The 22,958-nt window shown below is 73.2% G+C and carries 16 protein-coding genes; 7 read left to right on the top strand and 9 right to left on the bottom strand.

Going from position 1 to position 22,958, the window contains the following annotated elements; all coding sequences use genetic code 11:
• Positions 1-154: 154 nt before the first annotated feature.
• Together ACFWA9_RS13525 and ACFWA9_RS13520 are read right to left on the bottom strand one after the other, a co-directional pair.
• Positions 155-1,243: an rRNA adenine N-6-methyltransferase family protein gene (locus tag ACFWA9_RS13525; protein ID WP_380386569.1), complete on the bottom strand. Its 1,089-nt coding sequence runs from the start codon at positions 1,241-1,243 to the stop codon at positions 155-157.
• Positions 1,244-2,096: 853 nt separating this feature from the next.
• Positions 2,097-2,360: a hypothetical protein gene (locus tag ACFWA9_RS13520; protein ID WP_352288675.1), complete on the bottom strand. Its 264-nt coding sequence runs from the start codon at positions 2,358-2,360 to the stop codon at positions 2,097-2,099.
• Between the two features lie 914 nt (positions 2,361-3,274).
• On the opposite strand from ACFWA9_RS13520, the gene ACFWA9_RS13515 reads away from it, so the two are divergent.
• The 3 genes from ACFWA9_RS13515 (at position 3,275) to ACFWA9_RS13505 (ending at position 7,297) form a co-directional block, all read left to right on the top strand.
• Complete coding sequence (locus ACFWA9_RS13515) at positions 3,275-3,943, top strand: DUF5919 domain-containing protein (RefSeq protein ID WP_352288673.1); 669 nt, start codon at positions 3,275-3,277, stop codon at positions 3,941-3,943.
• A gap of 1,286 nt (positions 3,944-5,229) precedes the next feature.
• Positions 5,230-6,753, top strand: a complete 1,524-nt coding sequence (locus ACFWA9_RS13510) for an SDR family NAD(P)-dependent oxidoreductase (RefSeq protein WP_380386565.1) — start codon at positions 5,230-5,232, stop codon at positions 6,751-6,753.
• A gap of 88 nt (positions 6,754-6,841) precedes the next feature.
• Positions 6,842-7,297: an NUDIX domain-containing protein gene (locus ACFWA9_RS13505; RefSeq protein WP_352288668.1), complete on the top strand. Its 456-nt coding sequence runs from the start codon at positions 6,842-6,844 to the stop codon at positions 7,295-7,297.
• Between the two features lie 75 nt (positions 7,298-7,372).
• Here the strand turns inward: ACFWA9_RS13505 and ACFWA9_RS13500 are convergent, their stop codons facing one another.
• From ACFWA9_RS13500 to ACFWA9_RS13490, 3 genes are read right to left on the bottom strand one after another with little or no spacing between them, the layout of a single operon-like run.
• A complete protein-coding gene (locus tag ACFWA9_RS13500; RefSeq protein ID WP_380386562.1) occupies positions 7,373-9,601 on the bottom strand; it encodes an FtsX-like permease family protein in 2,229 nt (742 codons plus the stop codon).
• The gene (locus ACFWA9_RS13495) at positions 9,598-10,284 is read right to left on the bottom strand and encodes an ABC transporter ATP-binding protein (RefSeq protein WP_352288664.1); all 687 of its coding nucleotides are present in this window, start codon (positions 10,282-10,284) and stop codon (positions 9,598-9,600) included. The genes ACFWA9_RS13500 and ACFWA9_RS13495 overlap by 4 nt, the downstream gene beginning before the upstream one ends.
• A complete protein-coding gene (locus tag ACFWA9_RS13490; protein WP_352288662.1) occupies positions 10,281-10,805 on the bottom strand; it encodes a PadR family transcriptional regulator in 525 nt (174 codons plus the stop codon). Before ACFWA9_RS13490 ends, ACFWA9_RS13495 begins: the two co-directional genes overlap by 4 nt.
• A gap of 448 nt (positions 10,806-11,253) precedes the next feature.
• Here ACFWA9_RS13490 and ACFWA9_RS13485 point away from each other — a divergent pair, with 448 nt between their 5' ends.
• Positions 11,254-11,922: a hypothetical protein gene (locus ACFWA9_RS13485; protein WP_380386558.1), complete on the top strand. Its 669-nt coding sequence runs from the start codon at positions 11,254-11,256 to the stop codon at positions 11,920-11,922.
• Between the two features lie 114 nt (positions 11,923-12,036).
• Here ACFWA9_RS13485 and ACFWA9_RS13480 read toward each other — a convergent pair whose 3' ends face one another.
• On the bottom strand, positions 12,037-12,684 hold the full coding sequence (locus ACFWA9_RS13480) for a DUF1275 family protein (RefSeq protein WP_380386608.1): 648 nt from the start codon (positions 12,682-12,684) through the stop codon (positions 12,037-12,039).
• A gap of 261 nt (positions 12,685-12,945) precedes the next feature.
• Between ACFWA9_RS13480 and ACFWA9_RS13475 the strand changes: the two genes are divergently transcribed.
• The 3 genes from ACFWA9_RS13475 to ACFWA9_RS13465 all read left to right on the top strand — a co-directional run bounded on the left by ACFWA9_RS13475 (position 12,946) and on the right by ACFWA9_RS13465 (position 16,886).
• Complete coding sequence (locus ACFWA9_RS13475) at positions 12,946-13,314, top strand: BlaI/MecI/CopY family transcriptional regulator (protein WP_380386605.1); 369 nt, start codon at positions 12,946-12,948, stop codon at positions 13,312-13,314.
• Entirely contained in the window at positions 13,311-14,198 is an 888-nt protein-coding gene (locus ACFWA9_RS13470; RefSeq protein WP_380386556.1) for a M56 family metallopeptidase, read from the top strand. Before ACFWA9_RS13475 ends, ACFWA9_RS13470 begins: the two co-directional genes overlap by 4 nt.
• A gap of 273 nt (positions 14,199-14,471) precedes the next feature.
• The gene (locus tag ACFWA9_RS13465; protein ID WP_380386553.1) at positions 14,472-16,886 is read left to right on the top strand and encodes a discoidin domain-containing protein; all 2,415 of its coding nucleotides are present in this window, start codon (positions 14,472-14,474) and stop codon (positions 16,884-16,886) included.
• A gap of 63 nt (positions 16,887-16,949) precedes the next feature.
• Here the strand turns inward: ACFWA9_RS13465 and ACFWA9_RS13460 are convergent, their stop codons facing one another.
• From ACFWA9_RS13460 to ACFWA9_RS13450, 3 genes are all read right to left on the bottom strand, one after another.
• A complete protein-coding gene (locus ACFWA9_RS13460; protein ID WP_329486553.1) occupies positions 16,950-17,963 on the bottom strand; it encodes a LacI family DNA-binding transcriptional regulator in 1,014 nt (337 codons plus the stop codon).
• A gap of 166 nt (positions 17,964-18,129) precedes the next feature.
• Complete coding sequence (locus ACFWA9_RS13455) at positions 18,130-22,428, bottom strand: discoidin domain-containing protein (protein WP_380386550.1); 4,299 nt, start codon at positions 22,426-22,428, stop codon at positions 18,130-18,132.
• Positions 22,429-22,609: 181 nt separating this feature from the next.
• Positions 22,610-22,958 (bottom strand): DUF3459 domain-containing protein (locus tag ACFWA9_RS13450; protein ID WP_380386548.1); only part of this gene is annotated, 349 nt, incomplete at its 5' end.

The following is a 22,958-nucleotide window of genomic DNA, read 5'->3' as shown; positions in this document are numbered from 1 at the left end:
GGCTTGTAGGAACACACAGATCCCCCGGCAGGTGCAAGCCGGGGGCTCTGCTCACCCTCCGCTGGCGTACCGGGGACGAATCCGGTAGCGCGAGGATGTCCAGAGGCCCGACCGCCCCGCGGGGGACGTATGGCGGCCGGGCCGGCTTCAGGGGCTATCCGATGAGGTGCTCCGGGCTGTCCAGCCATGGACGGTGCTCCCCGTCGACGGTCACGGTCATGCCGAACCGAGTGAGATCCGGCCTGCCCTTACGGACCCACCAGGCATGTGCAGCCGTCACCTCTTCCCACAGTGAGCGTGGGCCGGACTGCGACACCGCGTGCTTGCCGTCCCAATCCGCCAGACGACAATGGGCGTACGACACTCCGTCCCAGACCTCGAAGCGGCCCGTGCCGAACCGGTCGTAGCCGGCCCACACGTCCTGCCGGAAAAGGTCCGGCATCCGCAGGCCGATGGCGAAGGCCGCATGCGTCTGTTCTGCCACATCAGCGGGGTCGATGTCGGACGCCCCGTGCCGGACGTCGTCAATCTCGAAGTCGCCGCTCTCGGGCCGCTGGTCGCGCACCCACATGAACGACACATCCTCGACGAATGGGCCGCTCGCCGACCGGCCGTCCGCAGCCACGGTGAGCCGCAGTAGCCCCCCATTGCAGAACGGTGTGCCGTACGGGACGAGGATCACTCCTCCGGGCGTCATCTGCTCGATGAGTGGGGACGGCACCCGCTGCACTGCTGCTGTCAGCTGGGCCCGATGGAACGGCGCACCTTCCGGGTGCCCCAGCATCCCGTCTCCGGCTGCGACGGTCGGCAGCAGCCCCAACGCATTCAACCGGTCGCGCGCTTCAATCGCGAGAACAGGATCCACCTCAACGGTGGTCACATTCTCAGCGCCAAGCCGGTGCGCCAGAAGTCCTGCCGTCCAACCGGTTCCGGTGCCCACCTCCAGCACCCGCATGCCCGGCATGACGTCCAGGTGCCGGAGCATCTGCGTGACCACCGTCGGCATGGAGCTGGAGGACGACGGGGTTGCCTCGTCGTCGTACGTCTGCGTTGCGAGCGGCAGATCCGAATTCACCAGGCTGTTCCAGCGGTCCGGCTCTGCAGCCCGGTCAGTCCACTCGCCGTCGTGGAGGATTCGGTCCGGGGTGAAAAGGGTGCGCGGCACTGCACGGAACGTCTGCTCCCAGTCAGCTGACAGCGCACCGGAGTTCTTGAGCGTGTCGGCCAGTTCGCTCCAGGTCATGGGTACCCCTACTTCTTCGGCGGGGCGTCGCGCTTGCCGTCGAGCGGCGCCGTGTCGGGCTTCCCGGAGTGTCCGCCTCCCTTCCCGCCTCCCGCGGTCCCCTTTCCGTCGCTTCCCGATCCTCCGCCGTGCTTGCCCATGGGTGGTCCCTCCAATGGATTCGGTTCTGGCTGTGATGTTGGACGCTCTGATCCCTACCCGTCAGTGACGGATCGGCTTCCGGCGGCACCGGTCCGGGCGGGCGCGTCGGCTTTGCCTTGGGCGGTACAGGCATACTTGTCTCTCCTCACGCTGCGAAGGTTCCGTCGTCACTCAACGGCGGGTCGTGCGGTGTTGCGGAACCCGCTCCGACTGCTGCTCTCTGCCAAGATTTCGGCGGCCGGGGCGGGAGTCTGGGCCCGTACCGGCCGGTTAGCTGTCCACAGGGGTAGCCGGCCGGGGCGGAAGCCTTAGGTGGGCCGGTGGGCGTCCAACCCGGGCCCGCTCGTACTGGCTTTCGGTCACGAGCGCGTCGGCGCATCGGATCGTCTTGCGGACCGGTCGGCCGCCCTCCACGCAACGGATCATTACCGTCGTGGAGCGCACCCTGCCGGTGAGGGGATCGGCCACGCGCTCCCGCCCAAGGACCGTCCACAGCCGACGGAAGCGGTCCCGAAACTGCCCCTGTAGTCCAGGGAGGCCCAGATCCTCCACGCACCCGCCGTCGGCGCGCCGGGGACACTGGCAGCCCATTGCGCTCTCGTCCGGGTCCAACTCTGCGAAGATGTGCCCCTCTACGCTGGCGTACAGAGGCGGTGCCAGCGGCTCGCGGTACCGCGGACGTCTCAGCTCCGGCACGACCGTCCCTTCCCCTTCATCGGATCCTCGGGTGGTGGGCACCGCGCACTCGGGCCAGCAGTTCGGCGCGGCGCTCGCGCTGGTCCGGCGTCAGCGGCGCTTCGGTGTGCTCCTCCGGCGTGAGGACGGGGCCGGGGCCCAGGGGCCGCTCCGGCGGCCAGCCGTGGCCCCTGAGCCACGCGTAGGGGTCGACGGGCTCGTCCTCCCAGGCCTCCGGCTCGTACGGTGCGGGGCCTCCGAGGAACGCCAGCCACGTAGAGGGCCACTGGCTATCTGACATGCGCTGCCTCCAGTGATGCGTACTCTTCGTCGGCCTCATGGGCTGCACGGGCCCGGGCGAGCCGGCACGCGATTGTGGGGTAGTCCCTTGCCGGGTACTGCGCCTCAGCGCGGGCGAAGTAGTCGCACTCGGAGCACTCGGAGCGCTCGTTGAGACTCTTGGTGGCTGCCACTCAGTGCTCCGACGGGTAAAACCGCGCCGACCGCGCGCGCTGCTCCGGCTCAACCGCCGGGCTCAGGACGTAGGGCATCTCGACCGCGTCGTAGAACGAGCGGTGCGCGGGGTGCTCACCCGCGTGTGAGAACACCCAGGCATGCGCCCTCTCGGCGGACTCGGAGCGTGGGCCCTTCGCCCCACAGACGTTCCCGCCCTCGTCCTCAGAGACACAGCAGAGCTGATGCGTGACCGGCGGCGCGTCGGGCTCCCGGTCCGGGCTGAGCGTCCATGCCACTCTGGTGGAGAACACTGGTGTTTGATCGCTCGCGCCGCTCATGCCGCGCTGCCCGACGTGTGGAACCCTCGGCCGCTGTCAGGCGTCGGCTCGATCTCCGACAGGTAGGTTTCCCATTCCACCCCGCCACGTGCGGGTCGGAGGTACACCACCTGACCGTCGATTCCCATGAACTCTCCGACAGCCTTCGTGAGCCTGTCGTGTACAAGGTCCCCACGCTGCGGGACGTACTGCCGCGTCACCATCGGTTGCCTCCTCTCGGCTCGACGTCTCAATCATCGGCCGCAGAGGAACCCAATACGCCTTACGACGAGCGGACATGACGGCCACTCAGGCGCTACAGTCTAAGAAAGGCCAAATGTCCGGGGGTCAAGTCTTGAACACCCAGCTTCGTGATGCTATGGCGAGAGCAGGAATCAAGCCGGCAGGGCTGGCGGCAGCCGTACGGGTTACACCTAAGACCGTGGGACGCTGGCTTCGAGACGAGTCGGAGGTGCCACACCAGCGGAATCAGGACGATGTGGCGCGAGTGCTAGGGGTAGACGACGTGGCAGTACTGTGGCCGTCGGGAATTCGTGCAAGGGTGAAAACCGGGTATGACAAGCAGGTTTTCGCCGTCTACCCCTACCGCTCTGCCTGTCCAACGTCTGTGTGGGGCAGGCTAATCGAAGACTCGTCCTCGGACTTGATCTTCAGCGGCTACACGAACTACTTCTTCTGGCCCCAGCAGCCAGACTTCAGTAACACTCTGCGGCGCAAGTCGGACGCCGGCTGCCGAATCCGCTTCCTGCTCGGAGACCCCGAGTCCGAGGCGACCAAACACCGAGAGCGGGTGGAGGGCGTCGCGCTGACCGTGTCGACGCGCATTCGGATGACCCTGGAGGAGCTGGCCAAAGTCGGCCAGCTACCCGGGCTGGAGGCCCGCTTCAGCGCTGCCGAGGACGGTCCCAACCACGTCAGTCTTAGCGTCTTCCGGTTTGACGCGGACGCCATGGTGACGCCTCACCTAGCCTCGGTTGTTGGCCACGACTCGCCGCTCATGCACCTTCGACAAGGGGAGCCCGGCGGCCTCTTCGACCGCTTCTCAGACCACGTCGAAGAGCTGTGGGAGCGTGGTCGGCCGATCGCCTAAGGTCCTTTCGTCAGGACGGCACTCGTGTGCGCCAGCCGCCCTCTACTGTCACGCCGGTGAACGTCGGCTCAGGGTCCTCTCCGCGGCACGGCTGGCACACCCGGGACGGGACAAGCCCGGGGCCCGGCAGGCGTCGCAGGTGTGCGTCACGGGGCGCGGGACGGATCGAGGTTAGCAGCCGGCCGGCCTGGGATCTTCGACAGCCGGGCGGAGATGACCGCTCCCACGCTGCGGGTGATCTTCTCCGAGAGCGGCATGGAGAGGATCCGCAGCAGGTCCTCAGCCGGCCATCCCCGGCCAGCAGGCCGTTCACCACGGCGGATTGGTCGGTCAGCACCCTGTCGGCCAGGGCCATGCGCGGGTCGCGACGGCCCAGTTCCAGCAGCAGCGCCATACCGTCGGACATGGCGGGATGTGTCGGGGCCTGACGGGGCTCAACGGGCTCTCCGTGGCCGCCAGCGGCTTGTTCACGGGTGCGATGGAGACTTCCTCGTCCGCCCCTCCGAGAAGGGCTGAGAAGGCCGCGTGCGCCTCTGCCATCTCCCCCGGATCCATGGGGCCATGAGGTCCGGATCCTCAGCCAGCGGCTCTTCGGTCGGAGGGATGGAAGGTACGGTGGCGCCGTGTGCACCGGCTTGGCCGACGTCACCGGGACCTCGTGGACGGACACCGTGGTACGCACCTGCCCCGCCAGTGCGTCGCGTCGCGGTCGGTCCGGCGGACGCGGTGGCCGGCGGCCGCCAACCCGTTCAGCGCGCGAGCGATCGCCGTGCGCCCCTCGCGCGACTTAGCGGCCAGCGTCCTGACGTCCTCCCGGGAGGCGTCGGGGAGGCTCAGCAGGTACGCGAGCGGTCCAGCTCGGCGAGTGCTTGCGGATGACATGCCCGTTGTCCAAGATCGTGAACCCGCGCGTGTGCGCAAGGAATCGAACCTCCGGGCGTGGGTTTGGAGTCCGCCGCTCTACCACTGAGCTACGCCCATAAGTGACGTCAGGGGTCCGGATTCGAACCGGTCAGCGGCTGACCCGCTACGACCCCCTCCGGGGCCCCGAGCTTCGCCGGAGCTACGCTCGGACTCCGCCTTGACGTCGACAACCGGCTCCGGCACGGGGCGGGCAAAAGCCAGTTCGACGCCGATCGCTGGCACAGTGCACAACACATGATCAGCAGCGCGGGCCCCGCCTTGGAGCTTCCTCCAAGTGATCGCCTTTTCGCCCCGGCCAGGGCCGCTCCCGTAGCATTCACGCGGTAACGGCGAGGCAATCCAGGAAAGCGGCAGCGGGCATCATGACGGCGGGCGTGGACATCGAGCAGGGCATCGAGCAGGGCGGCGGCACGGAGGTCAGCACCGAGGAGGAGATCGACTACGGTCCCGGCCTCGACCCCGAGCGGCTGCGGCTCTGCCTGGACGTGATCGCCGAGCTGGACCAGCTGCACGTCGACCACCCGGACGCGATCACCGTCCGCCAGGCCGTCGGCGGCATATTCCGCACGCTCAAGCAGCGCCGCCGCCAGGAGACCCGGGCCCGCAAGACCGCGAACGACCGCGAGGTCACCGCCCGCACCGCCACCGGCGCGCCCAGCCGGATCGACGACGAGACGGCCGGCGCGTTCGGCCTGACCACCGTCACCACCACCGAGATCGCCGGCATCCTGGAGCGCCCGCGCTCCTGCTACACCTGCAAGCAGCGGTACGTCGAGGTGGACGCGTTCTACCACAACCTCTGCCAGACCTGCGCGGTGAAGAACCGCGCCCGCCGGGACGCCCGCGCCGACCTCACCGGCAAGCGCGCGCTGCTCACCGGCGGCCGGGCCAAGATCGGCATGTACATCGCACTGATGCTGCTCCGCGACGGCGCGCACACCACCATCACCACCCGGTTCCCCAACGACGCCATCCGCCGCTTCACCGCGATGCCGGACAGCGCCGACTGGCTGCACCGCCTGAAGATCGTCGGCATCGACCTGCGCGACCCGGCCCAGGTCCTGGCGCTGGCCGACGAGGTCGCCGCCGACGGCCCGCTGGACATCCTGATCAACAACGCCGCGCAGACGGTGCGCCGTCCGCCGGAGTCGTACCGCGAGCTGGTCAACGCCGAGTCCGCGCCGCTGCCGGCCGGCGAGCTGCCGCAGTCCACCACCATCGGCCGCTTCGGCAGCGGCAGCGTGGACCTGCCCGCGCTGCCCGCCCAGGCGGCCGGCGGCGGCGAGCGGATCTCCGCCGAGGACGTCACCTCCCTCGCCCTGGTCACCGGCTCCGCCACGCCCGCCCGGATCGAGGCCGGCACCGCGATCGACGCCGGCGGGCTGGTGCCCGACCTCGCGCCCACCAACAGCTGGGTGCAGACGGTCAACGAGGTCGGCCCGGTGGAGCTGCTGGAGGTCCAGCTCTGCAACTCCACCGCGCCGTTCATCCTGATCAGCCGGCTGCGCCCGGCGATGGCCGCCTCGGCGTCCCGCCGCAAGTACGTGGTCAACGTCTCCGCGATGGAGGGCGTCTTCGCCCGCGGCTACAAGGGCGCGGGGCACCCGCACACCAACATGGCCAAGGCCGCGCTGAACATGCTCACCCGCACCAGCGCGCAGGAGATGTTCGAGTCCGACGGCATCCTGATGACCGCCGTCGACACCGGCTGGATCACCGACGAGCGCCCGCACCCGGACAAGATGCGGCTCGCCGACGAGGGCTTCCACGCCCCGCTCGACCTGGTCGACGGCGCGGCCCGGGTGTACGACCCGATCGTCCGCGGCGAGCAGGGCGAGGACCTCTACGGCTGCTTCCTGAAGGACTTCGACCGCGCCGCCTGGTAAGCCCCACCGCCTGGTAGGCCCCACCGTCCGGTGGACCCCGCCGTCCGGTGGACCCCGCCGTCCGGTAGACCCCGCGAGGAGGACCGAGTTGACCACCGCACCGCTGATCGGCGCCGGCGTGATCGTGCCCACCGGTGACGGCCGGGTGCTGCTCGGCCACCGGATCACCGCCGGCGAGCCGCCCACCTGGAGCCTGCCGGGCGGCAAGGTGGACGACCCGGGCGAGTCCTTCGAGCAGGCCGCGGCGCGCGAACTCGCCGAGGAGACCGGCATCGTGCTGCCGGCCTCGGCGATGCGGGTGCTCGCCGTGCTGCTCGACCACGAGCTGGGCCGCCCCCGGCTGACCGCGGCCGTACTCGCCCCGCCGAGCCTGGCCACGGCCCTGGTCACCGAGCCGCACGCCTGCGCGGGTTGGGAGCGCGTCGCGATCGACGCGCTGCCCGAGCCGATGTTCTACCCGTCGGCGCTGGTCCTCGGCAGCTGGCTGCCGCACCTCCCCCCGGTGATCCGGGCCGGGACGCACGCGTACCCCGTCGCCGGGTAGGGCGACGGGGCACCGCGGCCCGGGCGGGCCTGCCGCGGGCGGGTTCGGCGGTGAGCGGGTCAAGCCGTGAGCGGGTCAGCCGTTGCGGGCCGCCTCCGGGCCGGTCAGCCGCCTCAGCAGCGGGAGCGTCGAGGCGATGATCCCGAGCGAGGCTGCCAGCCCGAGCGCCACCAGCGCGAAGTACACCACCCCCGGTGACACCAGGGCGTAGTGCATCTGCGACCTGAGGAACATCGCCGCCGCCCCGAACCCGGTGCCGGTCGCGATCACCGACACCACCAGCAGCGGCAGCGCGCTCTCCAGCCCGACCACCCGTCGCAGCAGGCCGAGCGGTGCCCCGGTGAGCCGCAGCATCGCGAACGGGCGCCGGCGGTCCGAGAGGCCCGCCACCACGCTGACCGCGAGGCTGCACCCGGCGATCGGCAGCGTGGTCAGCAGCACCACGTTGGCCAGCTGCCGCCAGCCGGCCAGCTGCTTCTGCTGGCTGGAGCCCCAGTCGCCGACCGTCCGCGCCCGGTACTGCGGGTACGCCTCGGTCAGCAGGGTGCGGGTCCGCTCCATGGCCGCGACGGACCCGTCGGTGGTCACGTAGACGTTGCGCACCGGGAGCGCGGCCGCCTCCTCGGCGGAGACCGGCGCGGCCGGCCACTCGTGCGCGGCGTTGGACCGAAGGTCCAGGAAGGCCCACTGCGGGACGCCCGCGACGCTCGCGCCGGCCGGGCAGTGGCCGGCCACCGGGGTCTGCGCGAGGTCGCCGCAGAGCACCAGGCTCGGGGAGAAGCCGGGCCGCTCGCCCGGCTCGGCGCCGAGCGCCCGCGGGTTGTCGTGGCCCACCGTGAGGCCCCGGAACCCCGGCACCGCCCGGAGGTCCGCCAGCAGTCGCTCCGGCAGCGCGTCCGTCATCGGCGGCTCGTCGACCATCGCGCCGTGCTCCACCACGACCCGGGTCTGCGGATCCCCGCTGAGCGCGCCGCGGTTCTCGTTGATGGTGCCGATGATGCAGACCGTGGCCGTGGTGACGAAGAGGGCGAGGACGAGCCCGGCGACCGAGCGGAACCCGGCCTTGGGGTCGTCCGCGAGTCGCCGCACCGCGATCAGGGTGGCCGGGCGGCTGGTGCGGGCGGCGACGGCCCGGGCCGCGACCATGGTGAGCCAGGGCCCGGCGACCACCAGCCCGAGCATGATCAGCAGGAAGCCGGTCAGATAGGCCGCCGTCTGCTGGTCGGTGGTGTCCGGGTGGCGGTTCACGAAGAAGCCGAGCTCGGCGAGGCCGGCCACCAGCGGGACCAGCCGCCAGTAGGTCGGCGGCCCGGGGGTGACCCGGCGGGTGACCCCCAGCGGGGAGACGGTGACCCGACGCAGCGCCAGCCGGGCCGCGACCGCCGCCGCCACCGGGACGCCGACGGCCACCGCCACCGCCTGGAGCGGGGTGAGCGTCAGGTCGTCGAGGAAGAACCGGTCACCGGTGAACGGGACGGTCGCCACCAGCGGGCGCAGCGCCAGGTGGAGGCCGAAACCGAGGACCGTGCCGACGGCGGCGGCCACCGTGGACTCGACCGCCGAGATCAGCGCGATCTGCCCCGGGGTGGCGCCGACCAGCCGCATCGCCGCGTAGCGCTGCTCGCGGGTGGCGGCGGAGAGCCGGGTGGCGGTGCCGATGAAGACGACCACCGGGAAGATCAGCGCCCCGGCCACGACCGAGAGGATCAGCGTCATGGCGTCCCCGCGCGTGCCCTGCCCCGGGCAGTCGTCGTCGCAGCTGGGCGGCAGGGCGGTGGCGATGGTGGTGACCTCCCGCGCCCCCGGCACGGTCGCGATCTCCGCCGCCGTCCGGCCCACGACCACGAACAGGGAGTCCGGGGAGGGCAGCGCCGCGTCGCCGAGGACGCCGGCCGGCCGGCCGGGGAAGCGGTCGCCCAGCTCGCCGGCCGGGGTCCTGCGCAGCAGTTCGGCCAGCGCGGGCGAGACGTAGTACTCCCCGGGCGCCGGCACCGCGTCGAGCCCCGGCGGGACGGGCGCCGTCGGCCCGGTGGCGGCGACGTCGACCCGCAGGATCTGCTCGCCGTCGTAGTAGTCCCCGTGGGCCCACCACCGGAGCGGGTCCACCGGGGCCGTCTCGGTCCGGCTCGCCGCGCCGCTGTTGGTCCACACGGCCCGGTCGTTGGCCTGGCCGACGGCGTTGATGCTCGCCAGTGTGGAGAGCAGCAGACCGACGCCGATCGCCACGGCGGCGGCGATGACGGCCAGCCGGGCCAGGGCCTCCCGCCCGCCGCTGACGGCGAGGCGCAGCGCGAAGGCGATCACCGGCCCACCGGGCCCGCCGCGAGCGAGGTGGCCCGGCCGTCGCGCACGATCGCCTCGCGGTCGGCGTAGGCGGCGACCCGGGGCTCGTGGGTGACCAGGATGACGGTGGTGCCCTGCTCGCGGGCCGCGCCGACCATCAGCTCCATCACCTGCTCACCGGTCAGCGAGTCCAGCGCGCCGGTCGGCTCGTCGGCGAACAGCACCCGGGGGCGCGCCACCAGGCCGCGGGCGAGCGCGACGCGCTGCGCCTGACCGCCCGACAGTTCACCGGAGCGGCGCTTCTCCAGGCCGTCCAGGCCCAGCCGGGCGAACCAGGGCCGGGCCTCGGCCAGCGCCGCCGCCCGCCGGGTGCCGCTCAGCAGCAGCGGCAGCGCGACGTTCTCCTCGGCGGTCAACTCGGGGACAAGCTGGCCGAACTGGAAGACGAAGCCGAACCGGTCGCGCCGCAGCGCGCTGCGCCCGGCCTCGTCCATGGTGTCGATCCGCTGCCCGTCGAACAGGACCTCGCCGGAGGACGGGGTGAGGATGCCGGCCAGGCAGTGCAGCAGCGTCGACTTGCCGGAGCCGCTGGGGCCCATGATCGCGAGCACCTCACCGGCGCCGACGGCCAGGCTCGCGCCGCGCAGGGCCGGGGTCTCGCCGTAGGCGAGCGTGATGTCGCGGGCCTCGATCAGCGGCGTCATGACCGCACCGCCTCGGCGAGCGCGTCCAGGCGGGCGGTGGTCAGGTCGATCCAGCGCAGATCGGCCTCCAGGTGGAACAGCCCGTGGTCGGCGAGCAGGGCGTCGACCAGCTCGCCGCCCCGGCGCAGGTCGGTGAGTTCGCGCATCCGCCGCAGGTGGGCGGCGCGCTGGGTGTCGAGGTACACCTCGGCGTCGCGGCCGAGCATCAGGGCCAGCACTACCTTGGTGAAGAGCACCGTCTGCAGGCTGGGCTCGGGCGCGACGGGCTCGGTGAGCCAGTGCTCGAACTCCGTCACACCGGCCTCGGTGATCACGTAGCGCTTGCGCTCGGGGCCGTCGCCGGGCTCGGCCTCGCCGGGCACCACCTTGCCGTCCCGGGCCAGTCGGCCGAGCGTGGCGTAGACCTGGCCGTAGGGCAGGGGCTTGCCCCGGCCGAAGAAGGTGTCGTAGTCGCGCTTGAGGTCGTAGCCGTGGCTCGGCTCTCGCTCCAGCAGCCCGAGAAGGGTCAGGGGAACACTCATGAGAGGACCATACACCCGACGTATACCCCGAGTGTATAGCTGGCGAGAATACGGCTCCGAGCTGCGAAGACGCTGATCCGTTGGAGGAATGGGCCTCCCGGGAACCGGCGGGGCGGTGTGCGGGAGGCGGCCCCACACCGCCTCCCGCGCCACACCGGCGGCCCGACCTGCCCCCACAGCGGGCCGGGCCGACCGCGTCCCGACACCTCTCGGACGCGGCACCCACCAGCCTGCCCCGGGCACCCCTCCGGCGCCGAGGGCCGAACGTCCCGGTCGCGCGGCGGGCCCCGGTCCTGACGGCCGGTCGGCGGGCGGGCGCCGCGGTACGGGCGCGCACGACTCTTGTGCCGCGGCCGGAGCGGAGGGAGATTGAGAGCCGGAGCCCGGCGGACGATCCCGGCCGGGCGCCCGAGCGCCGCTGCGACCTACCACCCGAGGAGCACGCATCGTGTCCAGCACCTCCGGCCCGGTCCGGCCCGCGTCGCTCCCGCGGCGGGCCGGACGGCAGCTGCGGCAGGCCCTCGGCAGCCACCGCTCCCCCCTGGTCCGCCCGCTGGACCGGTCCCGCGGCCGGGCCTGGTGCACGGCCGCGCTGGCGATCCTGCTCGCCCTGACCGCCGCCGTCGTCGGCGCGCTGCTCGGCTACCGGACCGTCGGGCGGGACGCCGACGCGGACCTGGCACGGCTGCGCCGGGTCGACGCCGTCGTGCTCTCCACCGACCGGCACGGAGCCGCCGTGGGAAGCCGCTCGGCGGGCGGCTACCAGGGCAGGGTGGCCGCCGAGGCCACCTGGACCGCGCCGGACGGGCAGTGGCGCACCGGCACCATCGAGGTGCACCGGACCGCCGTGGTCGGAACCACCGTCCCCGTCTGGGTGGACGAGGCCGGTCTGGTGACCGATCCCCCGACCACCCGGGCGGGCGTGGCGATCGAGGCGGTCTGTGTGGGCCTCGCGGGCTTCACCGTCGTCGGCGCGGGCGTCGTGGCCGCCCTCGCCCTGCGCCTGCGGACCCTCGACCGGCGGGCCGACCTCGCCTGGCAGCGGTCCTGGAGCAGACTCGAACCGCTCTGGAGCGGCCGCGCGAGCCACAGCCCCGACGGCGCGCAGGGCGACTGACCCCGGCCGGGGTCAGTCGGGCCGGGCCGACGGCCCCCGAAGTCCGCCCGCCCGGACCGGCTCCGGGTCCGGGTTCGGGTCCGGGTCCGGGTCCTCCGCCCGCCCGTCGGCGCCTCAGGACCCGCCGTCCCACCCGGTCCAGGCCGGGGCGGGGAGGGCGGCGGACGCCCGGTGGGTGAGCACGGCGACGGCCACCAGCAGGGCCAGCGCCAGGGCGAGGGCGATCGGCACATCGGCGTTCAGGACCAGCGCGGCGCCCAGGACGGCGCCGCCGAACATCCAGACCGCCGAGGCGAAGCGGCGGACCCCGGCCAGGTCGGCGGCCAGGCCGGTCAGGGTCATGGTGAGCACGGTGGTGGTGAGGTCGGGCACCTTGAGGGAGCGGACGACGGCGTTCTGCAGCCCCATCGCGAACCCGAGCAGACCGGTCAGCGCGTAGCGCGCGGGCTCACCGGTGTGGCCGGCCAGCGCCGCCAGGGCGGTGCCGAGGGCCAGCAGCACCGCCTGGACGGCGGCGGAGACGACCAGCAGCCGGCCCCGGTGGCCGGGCAGGCGTTCGCTGAGCCGGCCACCGGCGAGCGCGCCCGCCAGGAAGGCGCCCAGCGCGGTGAGCGAGGCGGTGGCCGAGAACCCGGCCGCGCCCGCCAGGGCGAAGCCCAGGAAAACCACGTTGCCCGTCATGTTGGCGACGAAGACATGCCCGAGGGCGAGGTAACTCACCGCGTCCACCAGCCCGGTGACGACGGTGAGCAACAGCAGCATCGGCACCAGCGGGCCGTGCCGGGGGTCGCTCCACACAGCTGTCCTCCTCCGGTTCGCGCGCTCCGGTGGGCTCCGGCGCTCCGTCCGTTCTACGCCCGTCCGCCCGCCCGGGGCACGCCGAACCCCCGCCGGTGCCCGAACGGCTCCACCGCGCCCACCGGGAGAGCGCCGGACGGGCACCTCGGCCGCCGCCCGTACGATGGGCCGGTGGGCGGCCGGGCAGGGCGGCCGGGTGCGGATGGAAGGGGCGTTCGGGCGGTGTTGCGCGGGTTCGGCGATCTGGAGGCCGAGATCATGGACCGGCTCTGGTCCTGGGGCCGGGCGGCCACCGCCCGCGAGATCGTCGACGACCTGCAGCTGCGGCGGCCGCTCGCCTACACCACCGTCACCACGGTGGCCGACATCCTGCACACCAAGGGGTGGCTGCGCCGGGAGAAGGTCGGCCGGGCGTGGGTGTACGAGCCGACCTGCACCCGCGAGGCGTACACCGCCCAACTGATGCACCAGGCACTGGAGACCACCTCCGACCGGGCCGGGGCCCTGCTGCACTTCGTCGACCGGATGAGCGGGGACGAGGCCTCGGCCCTGCGGGCGGCCCTGGAGCAGGTGAAGGAGCGGGACACCCCGTGACGCTCGCGCTGCTGGCGCTCCACCTCGTCCTGGTCGGTGCCGTCCTCCCCCGGTGGCTGGCCGGTTCGCGCCGGCTCCAGGCCCGGCCGGCGGCGGGCGTCGCGCTCTGGCTGGCACTGATGGCCTCCTTCGGGACCGCGCTGCTGCTCGCGGCGCACCACCTGGCGGCGACGCTCGGCCACCGGCCGGCCGGGCTGGCCGGACTGCTCCCGCACGTCGAGGCCGGTCCGGCCACCGACCCGCACGCGCACGGCTGGTGGGCGCCGGCCGCGGTGGCGCTCGCCCTGGGCGGGGTCGCCGTGGCCCTCGGGACGCGGGCCGCGCGGCTGCGGAGCCGGCACCGGGCGGTGCTGGACGTGGTCGCGGTCCGCGACCGGCACCACCGCGCGCTGGTGCTCGACGACGCCCGGCCGGCCGTCTACTGCCTGCCCGGCCGCCGGGCCCGGGTGGTGGTGTCGCGCGGCGCGGTGGAGCTGCTCGACGAGCGCAGGCTGGCCGCCGCGGTCGCGCACGAGCGCGGCCACATCCGGGGGCGCCACCACCTGGCGCGGCTCGCGGTGGACACCTTCGCCCTGCCCCTCGGCCGGCTGCCGCTGGCCCGCACCGGCCGGGCGGAGGTGGCGCTGCTGCTGGAGATGGCCGCCGACGACGCCGCGCTGGCGACCGCGACGCGCTCCGAACTGGCCTCCGCCCTCTGCCTGCTGGCCACGGCCGGCCCGGCCGGCGGGCCGGCGTTCGCGGCGGCCGCCACCGGCGTCCTCGCCCGCGTCCAGCGCCTGGGCCGACCCGATGCCACGCCCCGCCCCTGGGTCTCCGTCTGCCGCGTCGGCGCGGCCTCCGCCCCCCTGCTCCCCTACCTGCTGGCCTGCGCGCGGCACCCGTAGGGCCCCGGGCCGGAGCGATCCGGCCATGTCCGGGTGCGGCCGGCGGGGCGGGAGCGCGTCGGGCCGGGGCCGGCGACGCGGTGGCAATGACCCGCTCCGGGCGTACCTGCCGGATCGTCGGTCGGGCGCTCCCCGGGGCATGCTCCGTCGCGAACTCCTCCCTTCTTGCGGAGTGCCTGTCAATATTTTGCGCATATCCATGGACTTCATGCAGGGGCACCCTTAGTGTTCCCCTCGCTCGGCCTCCCACCCACGCCAGTGAGGACGTCGCCCATGCCACCTCCCGCCTTCCGCCGTCTGCGCGCGCCGCTCGCCGCGCTGACCGCCGCCGCCCTCTCCGCGGCCGCCCTGCTCACCGTCACCACCCAGCCCGCGCACGCCGCGGCCGTGCCGACCCTCTCGCCGCTGGACGTCCCCGGCCGGGGCGCCGCCGTGAAGTTCAAGGAGCAGGAGGCCGAGTTCGCGGCCACCAACGGCACGGTGATCGGCCCCGAGCGCCGCTACGGCACGCTCCCCTCGGAGGCCTCCGGCCGCCAGGCCGTCACGCTGTCCGCCACCGGCCAGTACGTCGAGTTCACGCTGACCGCCCCGGCCGACGCGATGAGCTTCCGCTACAGCCTGCCGGACAGCGCGGACGGCCGGGGCCGGGACGCCTCGATCGACCTCCTGGTCAACGGGTCGAAGCTGAAGTCCGTCCCGGTCACCTCGAAGTACGGCTGGTACTACGGGGGTTACCCCTTCAACAACAACCCCGGGGACACCGACCCGCACCACTTCTACGACGAGACCCGGACCATGTTCGGCTCCTCGCTGCCCGCCGGCACGAAGATCCGGCTGCAGGTGTCCTCGACCGCGCAGTCCCCCGCCTTCACCGTCGACCTGGCCGACTTCGAGCAGGTCGGCGCGCCGATCGGCAAGCCCGCCGGGGCGATCGACGTGGTGGCGGACTTCGGCGCCGACCCGACCGGGGCCGGCGACAACACCGCGCGGTTCCAGAGCGCGGTCGACGCCGGCCGGGCCCAGGGCCGGACGGTCTACATCCCGCCGGGCAGCTACACGCTGTACGACCACGTGGTGGTGGACGGCGTCACCCTGGCCGGGGCCGGGCCCTGGTACAGCGTGCTCGGCGGCCGCGACCCGGTCAACCGCAACCGGGCCGCCGGGATCTACGGCAAGTACGTGGCGGGCGGCGGCTACGGCGGGGCGGTCCGGCCGCAGGAGGCCAACGGACCGAGCCGGAACGTCACCCTGCGGGACTTCGCCGTCATCGGCGACATCCGCGAGCGGGTGGACGACGACCAGGTGAACGCGCTCGGCGGGGCGATGAGCGACTCCACCGTGGACAACCTGTGGATCCAGCACACCAAGGTCGGCGCCTGGATGGACGGGCCGATGGACCGGTTCACCATCCGGAACAGCCGCATCCTGGACCAGACCGCGGACGGCGTGAACTTCCACACCGGGGTGACGAACTCGACGGTGACCAACACCTTCGTCCGCAACACCGGTGACGACGGCCTCGCCTCCTGGCCGGAGCGCGTCCCCAACGCGGGAGACAGCTTCACCCACAACACCGTGGTCGTCCCCGTGCTGGCCAACAACATCGTGACGTACGGGGGCCGGGACTTCACGATCTCCGACAACGTGATGGCGGACACCGTCAGCAACGGCGGCGGCCTGCACATCGCCAACCGGTACCCGGGGGTCGGCTCGGGCTGGGGGACCGCCGTCGCGGGCACCGTCAACGCGCTCCGGAACACCCTGATCCGGACCGGGAACAGCGACTACAACTGGAACTTCGGCGTCGGGGCGGTCTGGTTCAGCGGCCTCAACGAGCCGATCAGCGGAGCCGCGATCACCATCGGCGACACCGACATCCTGGACAGCTCCTACGAGGCGATCCAGACCATCGAGGGCTCGTCCAGCGGGATCGCCTTCACCGGCGTGACCATCGACGGCGCGGGTACCTACGCCATCCAGGCGCAGGCCGAGTCGACGATGCGGTTCACCGGTGTGAAGGCCCGCAACATCGCCCAGGCCGCCACCCCGACCCACAACTGCGTCGGCGCCGGCTTCCGGATCACCGACGGCGGCGGCAACTCCGGCTGGGCGGGCTCCACCTGCGGCGGCACCTGGCCGGCCCCGCAGTTCACCTACGGCGGCCGGCCGGGCGGCGGCCCGGGCACCCCGAGCCCGTCCGGCACCCCGAGCCCCTCGACCACGCCCTCGCCCACCCCCACGCCCACGCCCACCCCGTCGACCACGCCGCCCGGCACGGTGGACCTGCTGCACGGCAGGGCGATCGCGGCGAGCAGCTACACCGACGTCTACCCCCCGCAGCGGGCCGACGACGGCGACCGGGCCAGCTACTGGGAGAGCGCCAACAACGCCTTCCCGCAGTGGATCACGGGTGACCTCGGCAGCCCCGTCGCGGTCGGCCGGCTGGTGCTCACCCTGCCGCCCGGCTGGGAGGCCCGGACCCAGACCCTGACCGTCCAGGCCTCCACCGACGGCGGCTCCTGGAGCACGGTGAAGCCCTCGGCCGGGTACCGCTTCGACCCGGCCACCGGGAACACCGTCACCGTCCAGGCGCCCGGGACGACCGCCCGCTACCTGCGGCTCACCTTCACCGGCAACACCGGCTGGCCGGCCGGCCAGCTCTCCGAGTTCCAGGTGTACGGCCCCTGACGGACCGGCACGGACGGAGGCCCCCGGAGACCGACACGGTCTCCGGGGGCCTCCCCGTCTCGGTCAGGACCGGGCGCGCGGCGGCGCCGTCGACCCCCGGACCACCAGTTCCGGCTCGAACAGCAGCTCGTCGTGGGTGATCCGGGCCCCGCCGATCTCCCCCACCAGGAGGTCCACCGCGGCCCGGCCCATCGCCTCGATCGGCTGCCGGACGGTGGTCAGCGGCGGATCGGTGCAGGTCATGAAGGACGAGTCGTCGTAGCCGATCACCGACACGTCGTCCGGCACCGAGAGACCGGCCCGGCGGGCCGCCCTGATCGCGCCGAGCGCCAGCGGGTCGCTGGCGCAGATGATGCCGGTGACGCCCTCGCGGAGCAGCCGGGTGGTGGCGGCCTGGCCGCCCTCCAGGGTGAACAGCGCCCGCTCGACCCGGCTCTCCGGGAGGTCGAGGCCGGCCTTCGCCGCCGCGGCCCGCGCGGCGGCCAGCTTGCGCCGGGACGGCACGTGGTCGGCCGGACCGAGCACCAGCCCGATCCTGCGGTGGCCGAGCTGGCGCAGGTGCCCGACGGACTGCTCGACGGCGACCGCGTCGTCGCAGGACACCCGGGCGAAGTCGAGGCCCTCGATGGCCGCGTTCAGCAGCACCGTCGGCAGGCTGCGCTCGGCCAGCCGGTCGTAGTGGTCGTGGGCGGCGTCGGCCTGGGCGTAGAGGCCGCCGAAGAAGACCACGCCGGACACCTGCTGGGAGAGCAGAAGGTCGACGTAGTCCGCCTCGGACACCCCGCCGGCGGTCTGGGTGCAGAGGACCGGGGTGAACCCCTGGCCGGCCAGCGCGCCGCCGACCGCCTCGGCGAAGGCCGGGAAGATCGGGTTCTGCAGCTCCGGCATGACCAGGCCCACCAGCCGGGCGCGTTCGCCGCGCAGCTGGGTGGGGCGCTCGTAGCCGAGCACGTCCAGGGCGGTCAGCACGGCGGCCCTGGTCGCCTCCGAGACGCCGGGCTTGTCGTTCAGCACCCGGCTGACGGTGGCCTCGCTGACCCCGACCTTCTGCGCCACCTGGGCAAGTCGTCGTGTCATGGGGGGAGTGTACGTCGTTCCTCGCAAGAATTTGCGTCTTCTTGCGCTCTCTTGAACCGTCTTGCGCTCGCTCCCACCGCCCCGGAGCGCCCGGCGGCGGACAGCCCGAGGTGCCGCCGGGACGGGGGGTCCGTCCCGGCGGCACCGGTGTCGGAGCGCTTCGGGGCTACGGGTTGACGGTGATGGTGAAGGTGGAGGTGGTGTTCCTGATGTCCTGGTCGTTGCCGGCCAGGCGCAGGTGGTTGAAGACCACCGAGCCGACCGCCGGGCCCTGCCCGGGCTCGGCCGACTCGTTCGCCCAGATCCCGACGCCGGACCTGGCGTCGAAGGCGTCACCGCTGCGGCGCGCCCCGGTGATCGAGACGTTGCTGAAGACGGTGTCCTTGACCGGGAACTGCGGCTGCCCGCCGGAGTAGTTGGTCTGGAACATGATGCCGTGGTACGTCGGGTCGACGATGTCCACATCGCTCACCCGGATGCCCTGGAACACCTTGGAGGCCGAGAACACCCAGATCGCGGGGAAGGTCTGGGAGCCCCAGAAGTGGCCCCCGGCCCGGACGATCGAGATGTTCTGCAGGGCCGTCGGTTCGGTGCCGAAGCCGTTCATCGGGTACCCGAAGTCCAGCGAGCTGATGGTGACGCCCGAGTAGACCAGGGTGTCGGCGATGTAGATGTTGCGGAAGGTGTTGGCGTAGCCGCCGTACACGGCGATCCCGGCCGCCCGCCAGGTGAGGATCGAGGTCAGGTTCTCGAAGACGTTGTTCTTCTCGTCCGCGCCGCCCGCGTCGATCGCGGAGAACAGCGCGAAGGAGTCGTCCCCGGTGGCCCGGGCCTCGTTGTTGGTGATCAGGTTGTCGGTGGAGCCGTTGGTCATGTTGACGCCGTCCGCGAAGGTGTCGCGGATCCGGCTGTTGCTGATGGTCATGGCGTCGGTGTTGGCCCCCCAGTAGAGGCAGACCATGTGCTCGGCCCAGATGTCGTCGATCACCATGTGGGCGACGTTGGCGAAATCGAAGACCTTGCCGGGGCCGTCGATCCGGGAGGTGTAGTTGCCGAAGTAGGCGAACCCCGCGAAGGTCGAGCCGTTGGCCGTCGCCTCCGCGCGGAAGCCGACGTCGGTGTTGCTCTGGGTGGCGGGCGCCCGGAACCGGGTGAACCAGGGGCCGGCGCCGATCACCTTGACGGGCTTGCCGTAGACCTGGAACTTGCTCGCCGTCTGGTAGTCGCCCGCCGGCAGGTAGACGCCGACCAGGGTGCCGGTGGTGTCCATCCGCACCTTGTCCAGGGCGTTCTGCACGTCCTGGTGGGTGAAGCCGGCCGGGACGGCGTAGTGCGCCGGGTCCGGGTTCGGCGCCGCGGTGGCCTGCTCCAGGCTGACGAAGTCGATCGCGTAGCGGGAGGTGTCGCCGCCGTCCTTCTGCAGCCTGATCCGGCTGCCGGCCGGCACGGTGGTGCCGAGCAGCACGTTCGCCTCGTCGTAGACGTGCCGCGGGGCGCCCGCGCCGGGCGAGTTGCCCGGCGCGGTCTCGGCGCCGTACAGCCAGGCGTACTTGGAGGTCAGGTCGATCTTCTTGAGGAAGGCGCCGTCGACGTAGACGCTGAGCGTGGCGTCGGTGCCGTCGCCGCCGGCGGCGTCCGGGATGGAGAACCGGGTGACGAGCGTGTTGGTCGGCGCCCGGGTGGTGAACTCGACCGAGGCGCCGGTGGAGTTCAGCGTCACCGCGCGCCGGCCGCTGGCCTCGCCCGCGAGGTCCCCGACGACCCGGTTCGGGCCGACCAGGCCCGCGCCGCCGGCCAGCACGCCGTCCTCGGCCTCGTAGGTGTCGTAGGGCATGGTCGCGCCCCGGCCGACGTGGAGCGGCTGGGTGGAGGTGTTGTCGGTCTGCTTGGCCGGCGGTTCGTTGGCGTCCGCCGCGATCACCGTCTTCACGGTGTACCGGCCGTTCGCCGCCGTCCAGGTGCCGAGCGTCACCGGCGCGGTGGTGGCGCCGGGGGCGATCGTGCCGGTGTAGGCGCCGGAGAGCGTCTTCACCACGGTGCCGGCGGCGTCGGCGACCGTCAGGGTGATGGCGTGGGCGCCGCCGGCCGAGGCCGTGGTGCCCTGGTTCTTCACCGCCACCGAGAAGGTGACGGTGTTCCCGGCGGCCGGGTTGGCCGGGGACCAGGCGGTCGGGGCGGCGAGCAGGTCGGAGCCGGGGGCCCGGGCGACCACCAGGGGGGCCGGCGCGGTGGCGGTGTTGTTGGTCTCGTCCCGCTCGATCACCGCGTTGGCCTCGTCGACCTTGGCGGAGAGCTGGTAGCTGCCGGCCGCGCGCACGCCGGCGTCCAGCGTGACGGTGCCGGAGGCGCCGACGGCCAGCGGGCCGACCTGGGCGGTGCCGACCTTGGTCGAGCCCAGGTAGAAGCCGACGGCGGTCGGGGCTGAGGGCAGGGTGCCGAGGTTGCGGACCGTCGCGGAGAGCGTGACCGGGTCGGTCTCGACCGGCGCGGCCGGGGTGGCGGAGACGTCGGTGACGGTGAGGTCCGGGTTGGCCGCCGGGGTGCCGATCACCTGGAACTCGGCCACCTGGCCGCCGGTGGACCCGGTGTTGGCGGTGATCCGCAGCTGGACGTCGGCCGCGGTGGCGCCGACCGGGACGGTCACGGAGTTCCCGGCGGGCTGGACGAAGTCGTAGCCGCGGGCCGGCACCAGGGTGGTGAAGCCGGTACCGGACTGGTCCCGGCCGAGCACCTCGATCGTCTGGCTCCGGCTGGACCAGGCCGCGGCCGGGTTCAGCTTGACCACGACGGAGTCCACCGCCGCGTTGGAGCCCAGCGCCACCGTCAGGGTGTCGGGGTAGCTGTTGGCGTTGCCCTCCCAGTAGGTGGCGGTGTCGTTGTCGTTGGCGTTCGCCGCGACGAAGGTGTTGATCACGGAGGAGGCGCTGATCGGCTTGCCGGCCGCCAGGTTGGTCCCGCTCCCGCCGCTGCCGGCCCGCACCACGGTGTTGCTGCTCGCGGACTGGTTGCCGGCGGCGTCCCGGGCCTTCACGTAGTAGGAGACGGTGGCACTGTCCGGCTGGCCGTCGGTGTAGCTCAGCACGGCGGCGGCCACGCTCGCCCGGAGCGCGCCGTTCGCGTAGACGTCGTAGCCGGTGACCCCGGTGTCGTCGGTCGAGGCCGACCAGGTCAGACGGATCCGGCCCGCCGCGGGCTGGTCGTAGCCGAGGGCGCCGGGCGCGGACGGCGCCTGGGTGTCGCCGCTCTGACCGGTCCTGGTCACCGTGTTGCTGCTCGGCGACTGGTTGCCGGCGGCGTCCCGGGCCTTCACGTAGTAGGAGACGGTGGCGCTGTCCGGGCGGCTGTCGGTGTAGCTCAGCACGGTGCCCGGCACGCTGGTCAGCAGCGCGCCGTTCGCGTAGACGTCGTAGCCGGTGACGCCGGTGTCGTCGGTCGAGGCCGACCAGGTCAGGTGGATCCGGCCGGGCGCGGGCCGGTCGTAGGCGAGGCCGCTCGGGGCGGTGGGCGCCCGGGTGTCGCCGGTGGCCGGGCCGTACACCTCCAGTTCGGCCAGTTGGGCGGCGGCCCAGCCGGTGTTGGCGGTCACCTCGACCCGCACGAACCGGGTGGTGGTGGCCCCCAGGTCGAGGACGACGGCGTTCCCGCTGGCCGGGTCGAAGACCCGGGCGGCCGAGGCGGCCAGGTCGGTGAAGGCGCTGCCGTCGGTGCTGCCGCGCACGGCGAGCGTCTGCGTCCGGCGCTCCCAGCCGGCCGGCAGCCGCAGCGCCACGCGGTTGACCGCCACGGCGGCGCCGAGGTCGACCTGGATCCACTGCGGCAGCGCGCCGTTGGCGCTCTCCCAGTAGCTGGCCGCGTTGCCGTCACCGGCGTTGGCCGGGGCGTAGGCCTGGCTCTGGCTTCCGGCGCTGAACGGCCGCCCGAGCGCCAGGTTCGCCCCGGCGGAGCCGGCCGCGCGCACCTCCAGCTCGGCGATCTGGGCGGCCGGCCAGCCGGTGTTGGCGGAGACCGCCAGCCGCAGGTAGCGGGTGCTCGCCGCCGGGAAGGCGATCCGCACGGTGTTGCCGGTACCGGGCGCGAAGGCGTAGCCGGCCGAGCCCACCAGGGTGGTGAAGCCGGTGCCGTCGGCGCTGCCCTGGACGGCGAGCGTCTCGGTGCGGCTCTCCCAGGACGCGGGGAGCTTCAGCACCACCTCGTCAACCGCGGCGGTTGCGCCGAGGTCGACCTGGACCCACTGCGGCAGCGCGCCGTTGGCGCTCTCCCAGTAGGTGGCGGCGTCGCCGTCGTTGACGGCGGTGACCGGCCGGCCGGCGGTGCTGCTGCTCGCGGCGGCGGGCCGGCCCGCCGCCAGGTCGGGGCCGCCGGCCGCGGCGGCGGTGGTGGCCGGCAGCAGCGGGCCGGCCAGGGCCAGCAGGCCGGTGGCGAGCGTGCCCGCCAGCCAGCGGAAGATCGGTGCTCGGGTTCTCACGGGGTCCTCTGTCTCGTCTCGTCCGAACGCGTGGATGGGGGTGGGGGGTGGGGCCCTGTCCGGCCGTCAGGACCGGGTGCGTGCGGGGGTGAGCGGGCCATCCGTGGCTCCGGGGGCAGCGGCGGGCCGGGGCGGCGCCCGGTCCGGGGACGGACCGGGCGGGGGTCTCCGCCCCGGGCGGTCAGGCGACGCGCAGCCAGACCGCGGTGTCGGGCGGGAGCAGTCCACCCGCGGTGAGCGGGCCGCTGGCGAGCAGGACCGCGCGGTGCGCGGGCAGCGGGTGCGGCGCGGCGCCGAGGTTCACCACGCACTGGAAGCCGGCGCCGCGGTGGAACGCCAGCACCTCGCCGGGGGCGGCGGTCCAGCCGAAGGCGTCGCCGCGCAGGGCGTCCTCGGCGCGGCGCAGCCGCAGCGCGGCGCGGTAGAGCGCGAGCATCGAACCAGGGTCGGCCGACTGGGCCTCGACCTCGGGCAGGCCGAGTTCCTCGCCCTGGTAGAGGTAGACCGCGCCGGGCAGGGCCAGCGAGAGC

The organism is Kitasatospora sp. NPDC059973, from assembly GCF_042737525.1.
GTDB lineage: Bacteria > Actinomycetota > Actinomycetes > Streptomycetales > Streptomycetaceae > Kitasatospora.
Note: the sequence above shows the minus strand (reverse complement) of the source record. Positions and strands in the feature narration are given on the sequence as shown.